Genomic DNA, 18,658 nt, shown 5'->3' on the forward strand with positions numbered 1-18,658 from the left:
TGAGCGGCCTATGCTCTCCCCCATGACGCCTCTGCCCACCCAGCGCCCCCGCCGCCTGCGCCGCACCCCCGGCTTGCGGGCGCTGACCCGCGAAACCCGCCTCAGCCCCGAGCAGTTCATCTTCCCGATGTTCGTGCACGAGGGCCAGAGCGATTCCGAGATTTCGACCATGCCCGGCGTGCTGCGCCACTCCATTCCCAGCGCGGTGGAAAAGGCCCGTGAGACACAGGGGCTCGACATCCCCGCAGTCATTTTGTTCGGCATTCCCGACGTGAAAGACGAGGTGGGCACCCAGGCGTATGCCGATGAGGGCGTGGTGCAGCGGGCGACGCGGGCGATCAAGGAGGCGCTGCCCGACCTCGTGGTCATTGCCGACACCTGCCTGTGCGAGTACACCAGCCACGGCCACTGCGGGCACCTGCACGAGGTGAGCGGGCAGTGGACAGTGGACAACGACCCGACGCTGGAGCTGCTGGCGCAGACCGCCGTGTCGCAGGCCCGCGCGGGGGCCGACATCATCGCCCCGAGCGCCATGATGGACGGGCAGGTGGCGGCCATTCGCGCCGCGCTCGACGGGGCAGGCTTCGCACACATTCCGGTCATGAGCTACGCGGTGAAGTACGCCAGCGCCTACTACGGCCCCTTCCGCGAGGCGGCGGGCAGCGCCCCGAGCAAGGGCGACCGCGCCAGCTACCAGATGGACCCGGCGGGCGGCTACCGCGAGGCCCTGCGCGAAGCCCGGCTCGACGTGGAGCAGGGCGCCGACTACCTGATGGTCAAGCCCACCCTCGCCTACCTGGACGTGATGCGGACGGTCCGCGACGCCTTCGACCTGCCGATGATTGCCTACAACGTCAGCGGCGAATACTCGCTCATCAAGGCCGCCGCTCAGCTCGGCTACATAGACGAGCGCCGCACCGTGCTCGAAACCCTGACCGGGATGGTCCGCGCCGGGGCCGACGCCATCATCACCTATCACGCGCTGGACGCGGCGCGCTGGCTGCGGGAAAGCTGAAGGAAACTCTGATTCTCTCCCGGAAGGCTTTTGAAAAGGCCTCTCCCCTAGACTGCCCCTATGACCGACAACCCCATTCGCGTGGACTGGATTCCTACCGCCCTGTGGCCCGGACAGCTCGGCCTGACCTTCGCGCCCGGCAAGAAGGGTGAGAGCCTGCTGCAACCCGGCGTGACGCACAACCGCAGCGTGGAGGCCGACATGCAGGAACTGGCCCGGCAGGGCGCGACGGTCGTGGCCCCGCTCATCGAGGACTTTGAGTTTGAGATGCTCGGCATGGCCGGCTACCACGACTTTGCCGGGCAAAGCGGCATCAGCGTGAGCGCGTGCCCCATCGTGGACGGACAGGTGCCGAGCGACCGGGCGCGTTTCGGTGAACTGCTCGATGAACTGACCGACGCGCTGCTCGACGGCAAAAACGTGGTCGTTCACTGCCGGGGAGGCCTGGGCCGCGCCGGGCTGACCGCCGCCTGTTTGCTGGTGCAGGCGGGCATGAAGCCGGACGACGCGATTGCCCTGGTCCGCAAGACCCGCCGGGGCGCGATTGAGAATGCGCGGCAGGAGCAGTTTATTCGCGAATTCGCCGAGCAATGATTCTCGCCGCCGACGTGCAGTACGGCGACACCGGAGCGCAGGCCGCCGGGGTCCTCTTCACCGACTGGCCGGACGCCGCGCCCGAGCGCACGCTGCTCGTCCATCTGCCCGAGGTGGCCGAGTATGTTCCGGGCGAGTTCTACCGCCGCGAGTTGCCGTGTCTGCTGCGGCTGGTCGAGGTCGTCGCCGTGCCACTTTCCGCCGTCGTGGTGGACGGCTATGTCACGCTGGGCGAGGACGCCCGGCCCGGCCTCGGCTGGAAACTGTGGGAGGCGCTGGGGCGCGCGGTGCCGGTGGTCGGGGTCGCCAAAACCGCCTTTGCCGGCACGCCCGCCGAAACAGAAGTGCGGCGCGGAGGCAGCCACAGTCCGCTGTATGTCACCGCCGCCGGGCTGCCCCTCGCGGACGCCAAAGCGCAGGTCGCGGCCATGCACGGCCCTCACCGCTTGCCGACCCTGTTGAAGCAGGCCGACCGGCTGGCGCGGGGGCTGGAGGCCGCCTCTACCTTTGGACTGACGACGGCAGGTCAGGCAGGAAAGTAGCCTGAGCCTGTGCCCCGGTTCCTGCCTGCCCTGAAATTTGCGTTCTGGACGTATGTTTGGACACTGGGGACGTTTTCGGCCTCTGTCCTGGCTTTGAGATATAGCGAASGCTGGCGACATCCTGACGCGGCCTGGTGGAGTCCGGCAGCCCTCTGGGAAAACCTGCAAGCGGTCTGGTTTCTCCCCCTCCCCATCTTCGCCGCCGCCCTGCTCGCCGTCGTCCTCGCGCCACGCTGGTGGAAGAGCTTGACGCTGCTGCTCACGCCCGCGCTGCTGCTCGGGTGGGTCTGGTCGCCCTACCGGATGCCCACTGAAGGGCTTTTCTCTCTGATGGCGCTGATTCTGCCCGCTGCTCTCCTCGCCTCGGTTCCTAGCCTCATTCGCTCACGCCGCCCTCGCCTATCATCCCGACATGATTGAGCGGATTTATCTCGCCAAACCACGCGGCTTTTGCGCGGGCGTCGTCATGGCGATTCAGGCGGTGGAAAAGGCCGCCGTGCGCGAGGACAAGCCGGTCACCGTCTACCATTCCATCGTCCACAATCACACGGTGGTGGAGCGGCTCTCCGAAGGCGGACGGGTGCATTTCGTGGAGGATCTGGACGCGGTGGACGCCCTGCCGGACAGCGGCGACACCGTGATTTTCAGCGCCCACGGCATCAGCCCGGCGGTGCGCGAGCGGGCGCGTTCGCTCGGGCTCTCGACCATTGACGCGACCTGCCCGCTGGTGACCAAAGTCCACACCGAGGCCAAAAAATACGCCCGCGAGGGCTACACCATCCTGCTCATCGGCGACAGCGCCGGGCATCAGGAAGTCATCGGGACGCGGGGCGAGGCGCCGGAAAACACCATTCTGGTGGGGGTGCTCGGCAAGACCGGGCCGGGGCTGAACGACCCGCACGCGGTGCAGGTGCCCGACCCCGAGCGGCTGGTAGTGCTCACCCAGACGACCCTCAGCGTGGACGACACCCGCAAGACGGTGGACATCCTGAAGGCCCGTTTTCCCGCGCTGGTGGTGCCGCCGAGCGAGGACCTGTGCTACGCGACCAAAAACCGGCAGGACGCGGTGAAAAACATCGCCCCCAACGTGGACGCCTTTCTGGTGCTGACTTCCACTCATTCGAGCAACGGGATGAGATTGCTCGAACTGGCCGAGGCCGAGTGTGGCCGCGCCTACCGGCTGGAAACCGCCGCCGACCTGACCCGGCTCGAACAAAACGGCGACCTGGGCGGCGTGCGGAGCGTCGGCATCACCTCCGCCGCCAGCACGCCCGACGACCTCGTACAGGACGTGGTGGCGCACTTCCGGGCGCTGAATCCGGCGCTGGAGGTCATCGAAGAAGGCGAGTGGGAAAACATCGAGTTCCGCGAGCCGAAAAAGATTGCGCCCACGCAGGAGCTGCCGCGCACGATGCAGTGAGGCACCAAAGGAAACAAAGGAGGGCAAAGAGCCGTCAAGCTCTCTGCCCTTCCCTTTTTCCTCTCTCCTCCATACGGATTCCGCTCCACTCCAGCACAGTCGGAAAAGCGCCGCCCGTGCTTCCATACCGCGAAACCCGTATTTTTCCTACTCTGCGAGTCGCATCCGCTCTGCTGCGCAGCTTTTCAAGTCCGATTGAATCCAAAACAACAGGATTCAATCGGAACCCATTTCAGACGTTAAACCCGAACATCCGCATCTGGCGCTTGCCGTCTTCGGTCATCTTATCGGGGCCCCAGGGCGGCGTCCAGACGAATTCCACGTTGACGCCTTCCACCCCGTCCAGGCGGCCCACCGCCATTTCGGCGTCGGCGCGGATGAGGTCCTGTACCGGGCAGCCCACGCTGGTCAGGGTCATGGTGATGTCCACGTTGCCGTCTTCCAGAATGTCCACGCCGTAGATCAGGCCGAGGTCCACCACGTTGACCGGAATCTCGGGGTCTTTGACGACCTTGAGGGCCTCGAGCACCTGCGCTTCACTGGGCAGGGTCATTGGCCGCGCACCGAGGGCAGGCCGTCTTCGACCCAGGCGTTCGTGCCGCCCCGGAGGTTGACCACGTCGCTGTAGCCGTTTTCCAGCAGCAGCTCGCCGGCGCGCTGGCTGCGCGCACCGCTGCGGCAAATCATGACGAGGGGCTGGTCTTTGGGCAGCTCGGCAAAGCGGCTCTCGAACTCGCTCAGGGGAATGAGCTGGGCGCCCTCAGCGTGGACATTGGCGAACTCTTCGGGCTCGCGCACGTCCACGAGCAGCGCCCCTTGCTGCACCAGCTTCTGCCCTTCGGCGGGGGTGACTTCTTTCATGGGGGCAGCATAGCGAACCCGACTGAGAAAAAAGCGGGACGAGCAGCCAATCGCCGGAAATTTGGCCGAAACGCGCTGAGGTCGCCTGATACTCTGCGGGGTATGAGCATTCACCTCAACGCCGAAAAAGGCCAGATTGCCGAAACCGTCCTGCTGCCGGGCGACCCCCTGCGGGCGCGGCACATCGCCGAAACCTTTCTGGAAAACCCCGTGCAGCACAACACCGTGCGCGGGATGCTGGGCTTTACCGGCACCTACAAGGGCGAGCGCGTCAGCGTGCAGGGCACCGGCATGGGCATTCCGAGCTGCATGATTTATGTCAACGAACTGATTCAGGACTACGGCTGCAAGAACCTGATTCGTGTGGGCACGGCGGGCAGCTATCAGGAAGGCGTGCACGTGCGCGACCTCGTGCTGGCGCAGGCGGCGTGCACCGACAGCAACATCAACCGCGTCCGCTTCGGCGAGCGCACCTTCGCGCCCATCGCCGACTTCGAGCTGCTGCTGCGGGCGTACCAGATTGCCCAGGAGCGCGGCTTCAGCGCCCACGTCGGCAACATCATGAGCAGCGACACCTTCTACAACGACAACCCGACCGAGTTTCAGCGCTGGGCCGAGTTCGGCGTGCTGGCGGTGGAAATGGAAGCCGCCGGGCTCTACACCCTCGCCGCCAAATACGGCGTGCGGGCGCTGACCATCCTCACCATCAGCGACCACCTCGTGACCCACGAAGTCACCTCCGCTGAGGAGCGTCAGCTCACCTTCAACGGCATGATTGAAGTCGCGCTCGACGCGGCGCTCGGGCTGGAAAAGAAAGCTTAGAGCGTTTGATGGGATGAGGGATTCGTCAGGGTTGGTCTGGACGCCCCCTCACCCCTTGCTTCGCAAGGCCCTCTCCCACGAGGGTAGAGGGTCGACAGCACGAAATATTTTTCGTTAAATGTTCCAAGTTCTCCTCCCCCCGCTGTGGGGGAGGTTTTTTTGACTCCCGCCTGACGCATCCCCTCAGCCAGTTCACTCACGGGCACGCTAGAACGCGCCGCATGAAGCGAGTTTTTGCCCTTTTCCTGACCCTCGGCCTCGGCAGTTCGGCCCTGGCCTGTACGCCCGCACAGTCGGCGCAAAATGTCCGCGCGGCGGCCCAGGCGACGGTCAGCCAGCGAATGAACACAGCGGCCCTCGTCTACGGCTTCATGTACAGCAACGTGCGCCACGACGTACACATCGGCACGCCGACCATCCGGGGTCAGACCGCCACCGTGCGCGGCACCCTGAACATCCGGGCCACCGAGCGCGCCAGCGGTAAGGCGGTGCAAGGGAGCTATCCCGGCACGGTCACGCTGAACAAAGTCGGGACGTGCGGCTGGCGGGTGACGGGGTACAAGCAGGACTGAGGGGGGGTATGGGAGGCTCAAGGTCTCAAGCATTTGACAGAAAAAACACCCTCACCCCTCGCTGCGCGAGGCCCTCTCCCATCAAGGTAGAGGGTCAAAAAAAGCAGGACATTCTTGTGTCAAATGAATGTCGAACCGTCTCATCTCACGTCCAGCAGCGGTTAGACGAGTTGACGGTCAGCGTTTAGACCCCCTTCCGCAGTCGGGCAATGAAAAACCCGTCCACCCCACCAAGCGGCACTGTCAGCACGCCCGCGCCCGCCGCGACGTGGGGCACGTCCAACTCCGGCACGCTTTCAGGCTGAAATTCGGGGTGCGCGGCGAGAAAGTCGGCCACCACGCCCGGCCCCTCCTGCTTTGTGACCGAGCAGACCGAATAGACGAGCACGCCACCCGGCGCCACCAGCGCGGCGGCGTTGGGGAGCATCTGAGCCTGCAACGCCGCCGCCTCGGCCACCGCGTCCGGCGTCAGGCGCAGCTTGATTTCGGGGTGCGAGCGCAGGGTGCCGCTGCCGGTGCAGGGGGCGTCGAGCAGCACGGCAGGGGCGGGCGGCAGGTCCAGCGGGGTGGTCAGGTCGTGGGTCAGGAACTCGGCGTGCAGACCCAGCCGCTTCAGGTTGGCGCGGGCGGCGTCGTGTTTGCGGGCGACCACGTCCACGCTCGTGACCTCGGCCCCGCGTGTCGCCAGCATCGCCGCCTTGATGCCCATGCCCCCGGCGAGGTCGAGCACCCGCACGCCCGCCACGTCGCCGAGCGCGTCCACGCAGGCGAGGCTGGCAGGGTTGATGGGCTGCGCCTGCCCCTGCATAAAGGCGCGGGTGGCCCGCAGCGACTGGGCGAGTTCGACCCGCTCGGTGCCCTGAATGCCGGGATGCACGACGTTGCCGTCTTCTTCGAGCATTCGCACGCCAGCGTCCGACAGGCTCAGCCACAGCGGTTGTGGGGTCAGCAGGTCAGCCAGCACGGCGCTCGCCTGCTCGCCGTAGGCCCCCCGGTACACGTCGGCCAACCACTTGGGCACGTCGGGTACGTCGGCTTTTTCCACCCGGCGCAGCACCGCGTTGACCAGTCCGGGCGGGGCGAGCCGGGCGTCGCGGGCGAGGTTGACATATTCGTTGACCACCGCGTGCAGCGGCGTGTCCAGATGCAGTTTTTCAAACGCCCCGGCGAGCAGCAGCGCCCGCGCCTTGGGGTGGGTCTTGCCGGTCAGCAGAGGAGAAAGGGCCGCATCTAGCGAGGGAAAATGCCGCAGCGTGCCGTAGACGATGTGAGTCGCCAGCCCGGCGTCCCGCCCCGGCAGCCGTGCCGACTGGAGAGCACTGTCGAGCGCCGTCGCCGCGAAGCCCTCGCCCGCCAGCACCCGAATCAGGACGCGCACGGCGACCTCGCGGGCGGGGTTGAAGGGCTGGGGACGGCGGTCAGGGGGGCGAGTCATCGGGGGCAGGATAGCGGGGGAAGGGGAATGGGGTTGGTGTACTGGCTTGGCGTGCGAAAGACCCCTCACCCTTCCGCCGCGCTGCGGCTCCTTCCCTCTCCCCCTGGTAGAGGGCTTGATTGAGCTTCTGACTTTCTGCCGCCCACCGTCCCAAAAAAAACTCCCCCACCCGCAGGCAGGGGAGGCACGCAACCGGGCGTCTTCAGGCTGCCGGGGTCTGGGGCTGCACCTGGGGGCGCGCAATCAGCATCACCACGAAGAGGACCGCGAGGATGCTGCCGCTGGCGATGTAAGGCGCGCCGTGGCCGACATGCTGGTACAGGTTGGTGCCGAGCAGCGGCCCGACCATGCGGCCCAGCGCCAGCGCCGAGGAGTTCAGGCCCGCGACGGCGCCCTGCCCGTCCTTGCCGACGCTCAGGCTCAGGGCGGCGCTCAGGGTGGGGCTCAGAATCGCGCTGCCGACGCCGATCAGGGCGAGCGCGGCGGTGATGGGCCAGTAGGTCGCCATCTGCGGCAGCAGGAACATCCCGGCGGCCATGATGACCAGGCCGACCAGAATCAGCGGGGTGGGGGGCAGTTTCTTGCTCAGGGGCCGAATGGCGCCGCCCTGCACGAGGGCCGCCAGAATCCCGAAGATGGCGAGCATCTTGCCGACCGTCTTGGCCGTTTCGCCGGGGTCGAGCTTCATCACGTCCTGCACGTAAAAGGAGATGGTCTGCTCCATGCCCACGCTCGCCAGAGTGGTCAGGGCGCTGGCGGCCAGGAACAGCGGAATGCCTCCCCGACTCAGCAGACTGCGGCGGTCTACGGTCGCCGTGCGCGTCTGACCGGGATGACGGGTTTCCGGCACCATGAAGTACGCCAGCGCCGCCGTGAACAGGCCCAGGCCCGCGCTGAAGTACACCGGAGCCACCAGGCTGATGCCGCTGAGCAGGCCGCCGATGGCCGGGCCGAACACCACACCGAGGCCGAACGCCGCGCCGATGAGGCCCATGCTCGCGGCGCGGTCGTCTTCACTGCTGATGTCGGCCATCATCGCCTGCGCGGTGGGCAGGGTGGCGCTGGAGAAAATGCCGCCGATGATGCGGGTGCCGACCAGCAGGGCAAACAGCGTGCCGAGGGCCAGACCGCCGTTCATGCCCAGCTGAGCAAACAGGCCGAACAGCCCGAAGCTCACCGAGAAGCCGACGAGGCCCATCAGCAGGGTGGGACGGCGGCCGTGATGCTCGCTGCGGTTGCCCCAGATGGGGCTGAAGATGAACTGCATCAACGAGTAAGAGGTGGAAAACCAGCCGATTTGCGCCGGGGTCAGCCCCAGTTGCCGGCCCAGCGGCCCGATGATGGGAAACAGCACGCTCAGGCCCAGCATGGCGATGAAAATGGTCAAAAACAGGATGATTTTGGTGCGCCCTTTGGTGCTGGCATCCGGCTCTGGAGCAGGAGAAGTCGCGGTCATGCCAAAAGTATACACCTCCAACTTACCGCTCGGTAAGTTAGAGGTTTTCATAAGGAGGGAGGGCCCCACCATCGGCGGCGCAGGTCAAAGGGAAATGAAATCTGCCGCCAGAGGTTAGAGATGGTAAGCGATTTGGGAGCCTACTCGTCGTGCGGCGGCGGGGCGTCCGGGTCGCAGTAGTCCAGGGCCGCCGCCTGAAAATCGCCGGTGACGACTTCGCGTTTGAAGGGGTAGCCGACGCGGGTGCCTTCGGGCGCGCACTCGATGGTGAAGCTCTGCCCGGCACGAATGGCGGTGTCGCCCACGACGATGGGCCGCACCGCCTCGTAGATGGCGGCGTAGGGGGCGCAGAAGTAGTAGCCGACGAGTCGGCCTCCCGGCCCCCGGGCGTAGCGCACGTCGCCGCGCCGCTCGGCGGCCTGAATGTCGGCCCACCAGCGGAGACTGACGGCAGGCTGCGGGTCGAGCGCCCACATGTCCCGAATGACCTTCACCACGCCGGGGTCGCGCTTGAGGGCGGCGACATTGTTGGGGTCGGTCATCAGCCAGGGGTCGAAGCCGAGTTGACCGGGCAGCGCGAATGAGCCCAGGCCAGTCGGGGCGCTCGCAGGCACCTGGGCCCCGCCCGTGAGCAGCAGGTCGGGTTAGCTGAGGTACTGCCCCACCCGGTAGAGGTCCTCGGTGGCCTGCTTGGCGAGGGTTTCCACCTGCTCGTGCAGCGCCTGCGACGCGCCGGGCACGTACATGTTGCAGGCGTAGTCGGCGGCCCCGACTGCCTGCGCGAAGTGCCCGCGCAGTTGCCCCAGCTTGAGCGCATCGGCCTCGGGGGTGCTTTTTTCCAGTTCGAGCATCGCCGCTTCCAGGTGCAGCCGCATGGCGCCGAGCGCGGCCATCATCGCGTCGAGGTGGGCGCGGGGGCACGGCTCCACTGGCGACCAGTCGGGCAGCGGGGCCGGGAGGGTGCCGCGCGGGAGAGAAAAGCCGGGGTCGTGCTCGGCGCGGTTGGCGTAGGCGAGCCAGCGCTGCACCTCGGCGTAGTAGGCGTGCACCTGTGTAAAAGTCACCGGCGGCACGAAGCCCACGCTGTCGGGGTCGCCCGCCTCGTCGGCCTGCAACATCTCGTCGCCCAGGGTTTGCAGGGCGAAGGCATTCCAGGTGCAGGCGAGTTCGGTGCCCACCCCCGCCGAGAGGGCAAAGGGGCTTTTTCCCCCAGCGGCCAGCCCGAAGCGGCGGCGTTCGGCGGCGTCGAGCTGGGCGTGGACGCCCGCCCCAGCGCGTTTGTAGGCGTAGAGTGTCTCGGCGTCCTGTTCCCCACGGGTAAAGGCCTTGACCCGCGCCCAGATTCCTGGTCTGTCCATGGTGCGGGGTACGCCGCTGGGCTGCGGAGCGTTCCCAGGGGCACTCGCCGGAGGTCAGGGGCCGCTAAGCTGCTGCCCATGCGCTTTGCCCTTCCGCTGCTGCTGGTTGCCGCTCTCCTGCTCGCGGTGGGAATCTGGTTCGCCCGCGAGTCGCGCTGGCAGCGGCCCCTGTACTGTTTTGCGGTGCCCGGTCAGGTCTGGGGCGTGGCCCCGCAGCCTGCCGCAGCGCAGCCCACTTGTCCCGATTCCAACACGGTTCGCAGCGAGGTCAGGCGCGGTGACACACGTATCGAGCAGTTCACGCTGCCCGCCGGCGAAACGGAAACGCTGCTGCGGCTGATGCAGAGCGCCGGCTACGCGGTGGTCAGCCGCAAGCCCGACGACGGCATTCAACTCGAAGCCATCCTCAGAAAGGGCGACGACCAGGTGATGTACTTCGCCGAGCACCACCCCCAGAGCACCTTCGTGACGCTGACGGGGTTCGGGCACACGGACTGAGGCTCAGGTACAGTCCCAGTTGTAGGCCACCCGGGAGAAGTCCCACCGGGCGAGGTCGTCCGGGTCAATAAAGAAGTTGGCGATGCCTACGTCGCCCCACGTGATTTTTCCGGCCTCCGAATCCAGTTGGAACAGCAGAATCCGGGGGTCGTCAGCGGTGCGGGGGTCCTCCTGCGTGAAAGAGGGATAGCCGCCCACCTGATGCCCATAAGTGGCAAGCTCGTCGTATTTTTCCTGCCGCCACTCGCCCAGGGCCCTGCCCTCCGGCCCCTCGGAATTGTCGCAGAGGTCAAGTCCGATGGCCTGCTCAAAATGGCAATCACACCAGGACATTGGCTGCTCAACCTGCTGACCACGCAGACCAAAGCCCCGCAGCGTTTCTAGCGGTGAGAAGCCGTCATCATCAAAATCAGGCGTTTCTACGTCCAGCTGCGACAGGTCCATCTGTGGCTCGGGACTCCAGCGCACTTCAAAACTGGCAGGATTGCCCTCCTCAGGCCGCATGAAATCGCAACCGTAGAGGTCGTCGCGCCCGATGAAAAATTGCAGAATGCCGTTTTCCGGGTAGCCTTCCAGCGGCGGCAGGTCCGCAAAATTGAGCTGCGCGAGGAAAGTCAGGGGCCTGCCCTCCGTGTCCGTGGGCCACGCCTCGCCCTGCACCCGGTAAGGCACGCCGCCCACCTTGCTGCCCAGTGGCCCCGGTTCCTCCTCCAGCACTTCCAGCAACAGCACTGGCCGCAGCGTGGCTTCGATGCGCTCGCGGTAGGGCTCGAACTTCCTGGGCAGTTTGAGGCGTGGCTGCTCCACGGCTTTTTTCTCGGTCTGTCCCCTTACCGCGTCGCCGTATCCTTTCTTGCGCTTCTCCACCAGTTTCTTCTCAGCTTCCGCCTGCGCTCCGGCAGAGTCGGCAAACGACTTTCGCTGTGTCTGTCCCTCGGTGCCGATGCGCCCATAGCGGATGGTCAGCTCGGCTCCCTCCACCGTCACCTCATAGAACTTGTGCTCACGTTCCGCGCTGAGTTCAAGGTAGACACAGTGTGATTCGGGTTTCATATGTCATGAGCATAACACGGAGCAAAAGTTAGCCTCCCGGCTCTCCACAATCCTGCCCTCATCCGCTACACTCTCAGGCATGATCCGCTCTGCGCTTACCCACCGGGGACGTTTCGCCTAGCCAAAAGCTCGTGCGAAAGGTCCCCGGTTGCGTTTGCGCCGGGGCGATTTTTTTGTTGATGGTTGAGAGACCAGCGCCAGCAAAAGCCACAGCCACAGCTCTTGTTCCATCACCCATCAGCGAAGCGGAACCCTCCCCCATCAACCTACAAAGGAGCCACCTCATGACCCAGGAAGCCACTAAACCCAACATTCAGGAACCCCGCGCTGAGCGTTATAACCCGCACGCCATCGAACAGAAGTGGCAGGGGCAGTGGCAGGAAAGCGGCCTGTACAAATTCGACGAGAACGCCCCCGGCGAGAAGTTCTACGCCCTGACGATGTTCCCGTACCCCTCGGGCAACCTGCACATCGGCCACTGGTACGCCAACGTGGCCCCCGACGCCCGCGCGCGCTGGCTGCGGATGCGCGGGTATAACGTGCTGTTTCCGATGGCTTTCGACGCCTTCGGGCTGCCCGCCGAGAACGCCGCCATCAAGAACAACACCAACCCGGCGACCTGGACCTACGCCAACATCGAGCGCATGACCGGGCAGTTCTCGCGCATGGGCACGATGATCGACTGGTCGCGCAAGTTCGCCACCTGCGACCCCGAGTACTACCGCTGGAACCAGTGGTTTTTCATCGAGTTCTGGAAGCGCGGGCTGGCCTACAAGAAGGGCGGGCTGGTCAACTGGTGCCCCAAGGACCAGACGGTGCTGGCGAACGAGCAGGTCGTGAACGGCCACTGCGAGCGCTGCGGCACGGCGGTCGAGCGGCGCAACCTGAGCCAGTGGTACCTGAAAATCACCGACTACGCCGAGGAACTGCTGGACTTTAGCGCCACCGACATGCCCGAAAAGGTCCGCGCCATGCAGACCAACTGGATTGGCAAGTCGGTGGGCGCCGAGGTCACCTTCGACACGCCCGCCGGCCCCGAGACGGTCTTTACCACCCGCCCCGACACGCTGATGGGCGCGACGTTCATGGTGCTGGCGCCCGAGCATGCCAAGGTGAAGGAATTGACCACCGACGAGCAGCGCGCCGAGGTGGAAGCTTACGTCGCTGCCGCCGGGCGCAAGACCGACGTGGAGCGCCAGCAGGAAGGCGAAAAGACCGGCGTGTTCACCGGCAGTTATGCCACCCACCCCATCAGCGGGCACCAGTTGCCCATCTGGGTGGCCGACTACGTGCTGGTCACCTACGGCACCGGCTCCATCATGGCCGTGCCCGCGCACGACGAGCGCGACTTTGCCTTTGCCAAGAAGTTTGACCTGCCTATCAGGGAAGTCATCCGCGCCGAGGGGTCCGAGGGCATGGGCGACCAGCCGAGCGAGCCGTACTCGGGCGAGGGCCAGATCGTCAATTCCGGCGAGTTCGACGGCATGCCCGGCGGCAAGGCGAGCATCGCGGCCATCATTGCCCGGCTGGAGGAACGCGGCGTGGCGAAGGCCAAAACGACCTACCGCCTGCGCGACTGGCTGTTTGCCCGCCAGCGCTACTGGGGCACGCCGATTCCCTTCGTCCACTGCGAGAAGTGCGGGATGCAGCCCGTTCCCGAGGACCAGTTGCCGGTGAAGTTGCCCGAGAACGTGGCCTTCACCCCGACCGGCCAGAGCCCGCTGAAGCTGGATGAAGAGTGGAAGACGACCACCTGCCCCTGCTGCGGCGGCCCCGCCGAGCGCGAAACCGACACCATGGACACCTTCGTGGACTCGAGCTGGTACATGTACCGCTACCTGTCGCCCAACTACGACGGCGGCCCCTTCGACCCCAGTAAGGCGGGCCTGCTGCCGGTGGACCTGTACACGGGCGGCATCGAGCACGCCATTTTGCACCTGCTGTACTCGCGCTTCTGGACCAAAGTGATGCGCGACATGGGCCTGACGACGCAAAGCGAACCGTTTGCCCGGCTGCGCAACCAGGGCATGGTGCTGGGCGAGGACGGCGAGAAGATGTCCAAGTCGCGCGGCAACGTGGTCGACCCCGACGACCTGGTGCGCGAGTACGGCGCCGACACGGTGCGGGCGTTCCTGATGTTCATCGCCCCCTGGGAACTGGGCGGCCCCTGGGATCCGCAGGGCATCAACGGCCCGAGTAAGTGGCTCTCGCGCGTCTGGAACGTGTTCTTCGAGGAGAAGGTCAGCGGCCCCGAGGAAAAGATGCAAGGCGCCGACGTGCGCTTCGCCGTTCACTCCGCGCTGAAGAAGGTAAACGACGACTTCGAGCGCATGAGCTTCAACACCATCATTTCGACCCTGATGGAGCTGACGAACGCGCTGGTCAAGGCCAAGCGCTCGCCGGTCTTCGGCACGCCCGTCTGGGAGGAAGCGCTGGACATCTTCAACCGCATGCTGGCCCCCGTCGTGCCCCACATCGCCGAGGAAATCTGGCATGAGCGTGGGCAAAAGGGCAGCGTGCACACCGCGCAGTGGCCGCAGGTGGACGAGGCGGCGGCGGTGCGCGACACCGTGACCATCGGCGTGCAGGTGTCGGGCAAGGTGCGCGGCGAGGTCAGCATCTCCAAGACCGCCAGCCAGGAAGAAGCCCTGAGCGCGGCGCGGGCCATCGCCGAGGTGCAAAAGCATCTGGAAGGCAAGACCGTCGTCAAGGAGATCTACGTGCCGGGGCGGATTATCAACATCGTGGCGAAGTAAGACGGACTGCGATTGAGTCCCCCAGTTTGGGGACTTAATCCGAGCGGAGTGAGTAGCAGCCCAGACGGATATTGGGAAATGGACCCGCAGCCGGTGCCGTTCCGGATGTGGGGGAATTGGACGAAATCCGCAAAAGAATTCAAGCAGCGGGGGCCCCCACTTCCTAAGAGCGGGGAGCCTCCTCTTTTCATCTAGCCGTGGGGTGATGCTTTCAGACTGCGGCCATGCATAAAACTTTGACTGCTTTGCTCAGCGTCCTCGTGCTCAGTGCCGCTGCCGCGCAGACGACGGCACCCAAGCAGACGACCCCCACCCCAGCGCAGGCGCAAAAGGCCACGGCGGTCACGCAGGAGAACGCGCGCAAGGCGCAGGCCAAGAAGACCAACAACCTCAGCCGCTACCAGCGCACCGAGTGTGCTCGCAAGCACGGCAACATCGTGAAAAATCCCCAGGGCAAACTGGTGTGCATCGTGCCCAAGCCCAAGAAATAACGAAGTGCCATTCCATGCCGTTCCCTGACCGGGAGCGGTTTTTTATGCCCCCACCGCAAAAAGCCCCCGCCGTGAAGCAGGGGCCAGAGAAAACAGCAGGTTTATTCGTTGTCGAGCGCGGTGTACTTGGTGTTGCCGGTTTCCACGTTCTCGTCCAGCGTCTCTTCACTCATGTTCGCGCCGGGTTCCTGGCGGGCGCCGCGACCGGGCTCCATGTTCATGTCACGGGCCTGACCTTCCTCGACAGCGGTGGAGTTGGCGGGGTTGGGGTTCTGGGCATCGTCTTTGGTCATGGGCCTATGCTGCGGGGCCGGCCTCGCCGCAAAGTGAGAGGAGAGACTACTTTCCTTTCGGCGCACTGGCGAAGCCACAAACTATGAATAAACCCCGAAGGCCAGGGCCGCCGGGCAGGTCAGTCAGCACTGACATTTGGCAAACAGGGGCATGGTATAGTCCGCTCTGCTATGGAGCCTCCCAGTTCTGGCTCTTCCCGAGCGCCCAGGGACACCCGCCCGCAGGCGGTTTTTTTACTGTGGCTGACCCCCCTTACCGGCCACCGACGCCGCTTCGCTCCGCTGACTCGGCGGGTGCGGGCGGCGGGCAGCATGTGCCAGGCGGATGACCGGGACGCGAACACGGAGCGCGTCACTGCATGAACGACATTTTTGGACTGTTCGCCATGTTCTTTCTGGTGCTGATGAACGGCTTTTTTGTGGCCGCCGAATTTTCACTCGTCAGCGTGCGCCGCACCCGGATCGACCAGCTGGCCGAAGAAGGCAACGCGACGGCGCAGGCGGCCCAGGGCGCCCTGCAAAACCTCGACCTCTACATCGCCGCCACGCAGCTCGGCATCACCATGGCGAGTCTGGCGATCGGCTTTGTCGCCGAGCCCGCCATCGAGCACCTGCTCGAGCCGCTGCTGCACCAGACCGACCTCAGCGAAAGCTCGCGCAAGGCCATCGCGTTCGGCGTGGCGTTCGCCATCAGCACCACCCTGCACATCGTCTTCGGCGAGCTCGCCCCCAAAAGCTGGGCGCTGCAACGCCCCGAGCAGGTCGTGCTGATGATTACCCGGCCCCTGCTCGCTTTCGCGGGCGTGTTCAAGTGGGCCATTCGCGGCCTGAACGCGCTCGGCAACGGCGTGGTGCGGCTGTTTGGCCTCAAGGCTGTCACCGGACACCACACCGCCTACTCGGAAGAAGAAATCCGCATGATCGTGAGCGCGTCGAGCCAGGAAGGCGTGCTGGAAGACAGCGAAAAAGAACTCGTGTACAACGTCTTCGACCTGTCCGACACCACCGTACGCGAGGTCATGCGCCCGCGCGTGGACATGGTGACGGTGGACAGCGCCCTGCCGCTGCGCCGCCTGCTCGAACTCAACGACGAGCACGGGTACTCGCGGGTGCCGGTCTATCAGGACACCGGCGACAACATCGTGGGCATCGCGCACATCGGTGACGTGCTGCGCCACCTTGGCGAACTCGACCACCTCACCATCGCCGACATCATGCGCCCGGTCTTTTTCGTGCCCGAAGCGATGAAGATCAAGGACTTGCTCGCCAAGATGCGTGCCAAGAAGTCGCACATGAGCATCGTGGTCGACGAGTTCGGCGGCACCATGGGCCTGGTCACGCTTGAAGACGCCATCGAGGAAATCGTGGGTGAAATCTACGACGAGACCGTCGAGGAAGAGGAGCAGCCCATCATCGTGATCGCCGAGGGGATCTACCTGATGGACGCCAGCCTGACCGTGCATGAGGTCGAGGAGCGGCTGGGCAGCAATCTCGAAGACGGCGAGGCCGAATACGACACGCTGGCGGGGTTCATGACCAGTCACTTCGGTGACATTCCCGAGGTGGGCCAGAGCTTTGTCCACGGCGGCTGGTCGTTCACGGTCGAGGAAGCCGACCAGCGCCGGGTCACGCGGGTGCGGGTGGAGCGCGCGCCCGACGCCGACCCCTTCGATATTCCCATAGAGTTGCCCCGTGACTGAACAGAATGCTGAATCTATTGCTTCCCACCCGGACGGCAACGCCCTGCACCTGACGCCCGACCCGCAACTGCTCGCCGGGGCTCAGGCCGCGTTCAAGCAGGCGTATGCGCCCTACAGCAAGTTCCGGGTCGGCGCCGCGCTCCGCACCCCCGACGGGCAGGTCTTTTTCGGGGCCAACGTCGAAAACTCCAGCTTCGGTCTTACCCGCTGCGCCGAGCAGTCGGCGGTGCAGGCCCTGGCGACGGCGGGCGGACGGACCTTCACCGACCTGGTGGTCTACACCGAGGCCAGCCCGCCCGCGACTCCCTGCGGGGCCTGCCGCCAGATTCTGTTCGAGTTCGCGCCCGACGCCCGTGTGGTCTGCACCAACGCGCAGGGCGAGGTCATCAGCGGCCTGGTGCGCGACTTTCTGCCGCACGGCTTTCGGCTGGCGCAGGAAGAGGAAGAGCCCGGAGCAGGCGGGTGAGCTACGCTGAGCGGCGATGATTGACCGCTACCTGACCCCCGAAATGAAGGTTCTCTGGAGCGAGGCGAACAAGTACCGCGCCTGGCTGAAGGTCGAGCTGAGTGCCCTGCAGGCGCAGGCCCGGCACGGCGAGGTGCCCGCCGAAGCGCATGCCGCGCTGGTACAAAAGAGTGAAGCCGACCCCCTCGACGACGCCTTCGCGCAGCAGGTGGCCGAAATCGAGGCCGTGACCCGGCACGACATCGTGGCCTTTACCCGCGCCCTGACCGAGCGTTACGGCGAGGAGGCCCGCTTTATCCACCACGGCCTGACGAGCACCGACGTGGTGGACACCGCGCAAAACCTGCTGCTTGACGAGGCCATGGGGCTCATCATCACCGACGTGCAGACGCTGCGCGAGGTGTGCCGCATGCAGGCCGCCGCGCACAAGCACACGCCGGTCGTGGGCCGCACCCACGGCATCCACGCCGAGCCGATGACCTTCGGCCTCAAGTTCCTGAACTGGATGGCGACGCTCGACCGCGATCTGGAACGGTTGCAGGCCGCGCGGGGCCGCGTGCAGGTGGTCATGCTCTCAGGCTCGGTGGGCACCTACGCGCACGTCTCACCCAAAATCGAGGAAGAAGTCGCCGAGAGCTGGGGCTGGCACGCCGCGCCCGTCACCAACCAGACGCTTGCCCGTGACCGCCACGCCGAGGTGCTCGCCGCGCTCGCCATCCTGGGCACCACGCTGGAGAAAATCGCCGTGGAAATCCGCCACCTGCAACGCAGCGAGGTGCGCGAGGCGATGGAACCCTTCGGCAAGGGGCAGACCGGCAGCAGTTCGATGCCCCACAAGAAAAACCCCATCCTGACCGAGAACGTGACCGGCTTTGCCCGTTTGCTGCGCGGCTTTCTGGCGACGGGCCTGGAGAACGTGGCACTGTGGCACGAGCGCGACATCAGCCACTCCAGCGCCGAGCGCGTCATCTTGCCCGACGCCACCGCCAGCGCGAGCTACGCGACCCGCCGCCTGACCGGGGTGCTGCGCGACCTGGTGGTCTTCCCCGAGCGGATGCTCAAAAATCTGGACGACCTCGGCGGTCTGGTGTTCAGCCAGCGCGTGCTGCACGCCCTGATCGACGATAAGGGAATGATGCGCGAGGCGGCTTACGGCATCGTGCAGCGCAACGCCCTGAAGTCCTGGGAAACCGGCGAGGGCCTGCGCGACCTGCTGAAGGCCGACCCAGAAAACCCGCTGAGTGACGCGGAACTCGACGCCGCCTTCGACTTGCAGTGGTACCTGCGGCACGTGGACGACATCTACGCCCGGTTTGGGATGTAAGA

General features: G+C 65.6%; 21 protein-coding genes. 13 read left to right on the plus strand and 8 right to left on the minus strand.

What is annotated here, in order from left to right:
- Positions 1 to 22: 22 nt before the first annotated feature.
- From hemB to ispH, 5 genes are all read left to right on the plus strand, one after another.
- On the plus strand, positions 23 to 1,015 hold the full coding sequence (gene hemB, locus DR_RS11070) for a porphobilinogen synthase (protein WP_051618813.1): 993 nt from the start codon (positions 23 to 25) through the stop codon (positions 1,013 to 1,015).
- Positions 1,016 to 1,075: 60 nt separating this feature from the next.
- On the plus strand, positions 1,076 to 1,609 hold the full coding sequence (locus DR_RS11075) for a cyclin-dependent kinase inhibitor 3 family protein (protein WP_010888792.1): 534 nt from the start codon (positions 1,076 to 1,078) through the stop codon (positions 1,607 to 1,609).
- The gene (locus DR_RS11080) at positions 1,606 to 2,151 is read left to right on the plus strand and encodes an endonuclease V (protein WP_010888793.1); all 546 of its coding nucleotides are present in this window, start codon (positions 1,606 to 1,608) and stop codon (positions 2,149 to 2,151) included. The genes DR_RS11075 and DR_RS11080 overlap by 4 nt, the downstream gene beginning before the upstream one ends.
- Before the next feature lie 93 nt (positions 2,152 to 2,244).
- A complete protein-coding gene (locus tag DR_RS11085; RefSeq protein WP_234944648.1) occupies positions 2,245 to 2,571 on the plus strand; it encodes a hypothetical protein in 327 nt (108 codons plus the stop codon).
- Positions 2,564 to 3,571 (plus strand): 4-hydroxy-3-methylbut-2-enyl diphosphate reductase, encoded by a 1,008-nt coding sequence (ispH, locus tag DR_RS11090; protein WP_010888795.1) that lies wholly within the window; start codon positions 2,564 to 2,566, stop codon positions 3,569 to 3,571. Before DR_RS11085 ends, ispH begins: the two co-directional genes overlap by 8 nt.
- Positions 3,572 to 3,803: 232 nt before the next feature.
- On the opposite strand, the gene DR_RS11095 is transcribed toward ispH, so the two are convergent.
- Together DR_RS11095 and DR_RS11100 are read right to left on the minus strand one after the other, a co-directional pair.
- Positions 3,804 to 4,124 carry a metal-sulfur cluster assembly factor gene (locus DR_RS11095; RefSeq protein WP_027479928.1) on the minus strand — a complete coding sequence of 107 codons (321 nt, stop codon included), beginning with the start codon at positions 4,122 to 4,124 and terminating at the stop codon, positions 3,804 to 3,806.
- Positions 4,121 to 4,432 (minus strand): rhodanese-like domain-containing protein, encoded by a 312-nt coding sequence (locus DR_RS11100; protein ID WP_027479927.1) that lies wholly within the window; start codon positions 4,430 to 4,432, stop codon positions 4,121 to 4,123. The genes DR_RS11095 and DR_RS11100 overlap by 4 nt, the downstream gene beginning before the upstream one ends.
- A gap of 102 nt (positions 4,433 to 4,534) precedes the next feature.
- On the opposite strand from DR_RS11100, the gene deoD reads away from it, so the two are divergent.
- Positions 4,535 to 5,254 carry a purine-nucleoside phosphorylase gene (gene deoD, locus DR_RS11105; protein WP_027479926.1) on the plus strand — a complete coding sequence of 240 codons (720 nt, stop codon included), beginning with the start codon at positions 4,535 to 4,537 and terminating at the stop codon, positions 5,252 to 5,254.
- A 221-nt stretch (positions 5,255 to 5,475) separates the two neighbouring features.
- The gene (locus tag DR_RS11110; RefSeq protein ID WP_010888798.1) at positions 5,476 to 5,826 is read left to right on the plus strand and encodes a hypothetical protein; all 351 of its coding nucleotides are present in this window, start codon (positions 5,476 to 5,478) and stop codon (positions 5,824 to 5,826) included.
- Between the two features lie 184 nt (positions 5,827 to 6,010).
- Here DR_RS11110 and DR_RS11115 read toward each other — a convergent pair whose 3' ends face one another.
- The 4 genes from DR_RS11115 to DR_RS16910 all read right to left on the minus strand — a co-directional run bounded on the left by DR_RS11115 (position 6,011) and on the right by DR_RS16910 (position 10,075).
- On the minus strand, positions 6,011 to 7,261 hold the full coding sequence (locus DR_RS11115) for a transcription antitermination factor NusB (protein WP_027479925.1): 1,251 nt from the start codon (positions 7,259 to 7,261) through the stop codon (positions 6,011 to 6,013).
- A gap of 202 nt (positions 7,262 to 7,463) precedes the next feature.
- Positions 7,464 to 8,717 (minus strand): MFS transporter, encoded by a 1,254-nt coding sequence (locus DR_RS11120; protein WP_034350283.1) that lies wholly within the window; start codon positions 8,715 to 8,717, stop codon positions 7,464 to 7,466.
- A 140-nt stretch (positions 8,718 to 8,857) separates the two neighbouring features.
- Positions 8,858 to 9,331, minus strand: coding sequence for a hypothetical protein (locus DR_RS16905; protein WP_010888801.1), 474 nt, complete (start codon positions 9,329 to 9,331; stop codon positions 8,858 to 8,860).
- Positions 9,332 to 9,361: 30 nt separating this feature from the next.
- Positions 9,362 to 10,075 (minus strand): hypothetical protein, encoded by a 714-nt coding sequence (locus DR_RS16910; protein ID WP_010888802.1) that lies wholly within the window; start codon positions 10,073 to 10,075, stop codon positions 9,362 to 9,364.
- A gap of 78 nt (positions 10,076 to 10,153) precedes the next feature.
- Between DR_RS16910 and DR_RS11130 the strand changes: the two genes are divergently transcribed.
- Positions 10,154 to 10,573, plus strand: a complete 420-nt coding sequence (locus DR_RS11130; RefSeq protein ID WP_010888803.1) for a hypothetical protein — start codon at positions 10,154 to 10,156, stop codon at positions 10,571 to 10,573.
- A gap of 3 nt (positions 10,574 to 10,576) precedes the next feature.
- Here DR_RS11130 and DR_RS11135 read toward each other — a convergent pair whose 3' ends face one another.
- Positions 10,577 to 11,626, minus strand: a complete 1,050-nt coding sequence (locus tag DR_RS11135; RefSeq protein WP_010888804.1) for a DUF1963 domain-containing protein — start codon at positions 11,624 to 11,626, stop codon at positions 10,577 to 10,579.
- 284 nt (positions 11,627 to 11,910) lie between these two features.
- Between DR_RS11135 and leuS the strand changes: the two genes are divergently transcribed.
- On the plus strand, positions 11,911 to 14,382 hold the full coding sequence (leuS, locus tag DR_RS11140) for a leucine--tRNA ligase (protein ID WP_027479923.1): 2,472 nt from the start codon (positions 11,911 to 11,913) through the stop codon (positions 14,380 to 14,382).
- A 224-nt stretch (positions 14,383 to 14,606) separates the two neighbouring features.
- On the plus strand, positions 14,607 to 14,873 hold the full coding sequence (locus tag DR_RS11145; protein WP_027479922.1) for a hypothetical protein: 267 nt from the start codon (positions 14,607 to 14,609) through the stop codon (positions 14,871 to 14,873).
- Positions 14,874 to 14,974: 101 nt separating this feature from the next.
- Here DR_RS11145 and DR_RS11150 read toward each other — a convergent pair whose 3' ends face one another.
- Positions 14,975 to 15,166, minus strand: a complete 192-nt coding sequence (locus DR_RS11150; RefSeq protein WP_027479921.1) for a hypothetical protein — start codon at positions 15,164 to 15,166, stop codon at positions 14,975 to 14,977.
- Positions 15,167 to 15,525: 359 nt separating this feature from the next.
- On the opposite strand from DR_RS11150, the gene DR_RS11155 reads away from it, so the two are divergent.
- Genes DR_RS11155 through purB form a run of 3 tightly spaced genes read left to right on the plus strand, consistent with a single transcriptional unit; the run spans position 15,526 to position 18,656 of the window.
- Complete coding sequence (locus DR_RS11155) at positions 15,526 to 16,866, plus strand: hemolysin family protein (protein ID WP_010888807.1); 1,341 nt, start codon at positions 15,526 to 15,528, stop codon at positions 16,864 to 16,866.
- Positions 16,859 to 17,332, plus strand: a complete 474-nt coding sequence (gene cdd, locus DR_RS11160) for a cytidine deaminase (protein WP_010888808.1) — start codon at positions 16,859 to 16,861, stop codon at positions 17,330 to 17,332. The genes DR_RS11155 and cdd overlap by 8 nt, the downstream gene beginning before the upstream one ends.
- Positions 17,333 to 17,348: 16 nt before the next feature.
- Positions 17,349 to 18,656 (plus strand): adenylosuccinate lyase, encoded by a 1,308-nt coding sequence (gene purB / locus DR_RS11165; protein WP_010888809.1) that lies wholly within the window; start codon positions 17,349 to 17,351, stop codon positions 18,654 to 18,656.
- The last annotated feature ends 2 nt before the right edge of the window (positions 18,657 to 18,658 follow it).

Source organism: Deinococcus radiodurans R1 = ATCC 13939 = DSM 20539, assembly GCF_000008565.1.
Taxonomy (GTDB): domain Bacteria; phylum Deinococcota; class Deinococci; order Deinococcales; family Deinococcaceae; genus Deinococcus; species Deinococcus radiodurans.

Bases quoted from the DNA above. Each gene is read 5' to 3' on its own strand.
- DR_RS11130 (WP_010888803.1), top strand. From the start codon at position 10,154: ATGCGCTTTGCCCTTCCGCTGCTGCTGGTTGCCGCTCTCCTGCTCGCG.
- DR_RS11075 (WP_010888792.1), top strand. From the start codon at position 1,076: ATGACCGACAACCCCATTCGCGTGGACTGGATTCCTACCGCCCTGTGG.
- DR_RS11080 (WP_010888793.1), top strand. From the start codon at position 1,606: ATGATTCTCGCCGCCGACGTGCAGTACGGCGACACCGGAGCGCAGGCC.
- DR_RS11095 (WP_027479928.1), bottom strand. From the start codon at position 4,124: ATGACCCTGCCCAGTGAAGCGCAGGTGCTCGAGGCCCTCAAGGTCGTC.
- DR_RS11150 (WP_027479921.1), bottom strand. From the start codon at position 15,166: ATGACCAAAGACGATGCCCAGAACCCCAACCCCGCCAACTCCACCGCT.
- DR_RS11120 (WP_034350283.1), bottom strand. From the start codon at position 8,717: ATGACCGCGACTTCTCCTGCTCCAGAGCCGGATGCCAGCACCAAAGGG.
- DR_RS11110 (WP_010888798.1), top strand. From the start codon at position 5,476: ATGAAGCGAGTTTTTGCCCTTTTCCTGACCCTCGGCCTCGGCAGTTCG.
- purB (WP_010888809.1), top strand. From the start codon at position 17,349: ATGATTGACCGCTACCTGACCCCCGAAATGAAGGTTCTCTGGAGCGAG.
- DR_RS11115 (WP_027479925.1), bottom strand. From the start codon at position 7,261: ATGACTCGCCCCCCTGACCGCCGTCCCCAGCCCTTCAACCCCGCCCGC.
- DR_RS11135 (WP_010888804.1), bottom strand. From the start codon at position 11,626: ATGAAACCCGAATCACACTGTGTCTACCTTGAACTCAGCGCGGAACGT.
- deoD (WP_027479926.1), top strand. From the start codon at position 4,535: ATGAGCATTCACCTCAACGCCGAAAAAGGCCAGATTGCCGAAACCGTC.
- leuS (WP_027479923.1), top strand. From the start codon at position 11,911: ATGACCCAGGAAGCCACTAAACCCAACATTCAGGAACCCCGCGCTGAG.
- DR_RS11145 (WP_027479922.1), top strand. From the start codon at position 14,607: ATGCATAAAACTTTGACTGCTTTGCTCAGCGTCCTCGTGCTCAGTGCC.
- DR_RS11100 (WP_027479927.1), bottom strand. From the start codon at position 4,432: ATGAAAGAAGTCACCCCCGCCGAAGGGCAGAAGCTGGTGCAGCAAGGG.
- hemB (WP_051618813.1), top strand. From the start codon at position 23: ATGACGCCTCTGCCCACCCAGCGCCCCCGCCGCCTGCGCCGCACCCCC.
- ispH (WP_010888795.1), top strand. From the start codon at position 2,564: ATGATTGAGCGGATTTATCTCGCCAAACCACGCGGCTTTTGCGCGGGC.
- DR_RS16910 (WP_010888802.1), bottom strand. From the start codon at position 10,075: ATGGACAGACCAGGAATCTGGGCGCGGGTCAAGGCCTTTACCCGTGGG.
- DR_RS11155 (WP_010888807.1), top strand. From the start codon at position 15,526: ATGAACGACATTTTTGGACTGTTCGCCATGTTCTTTCTGGTGCTGATG.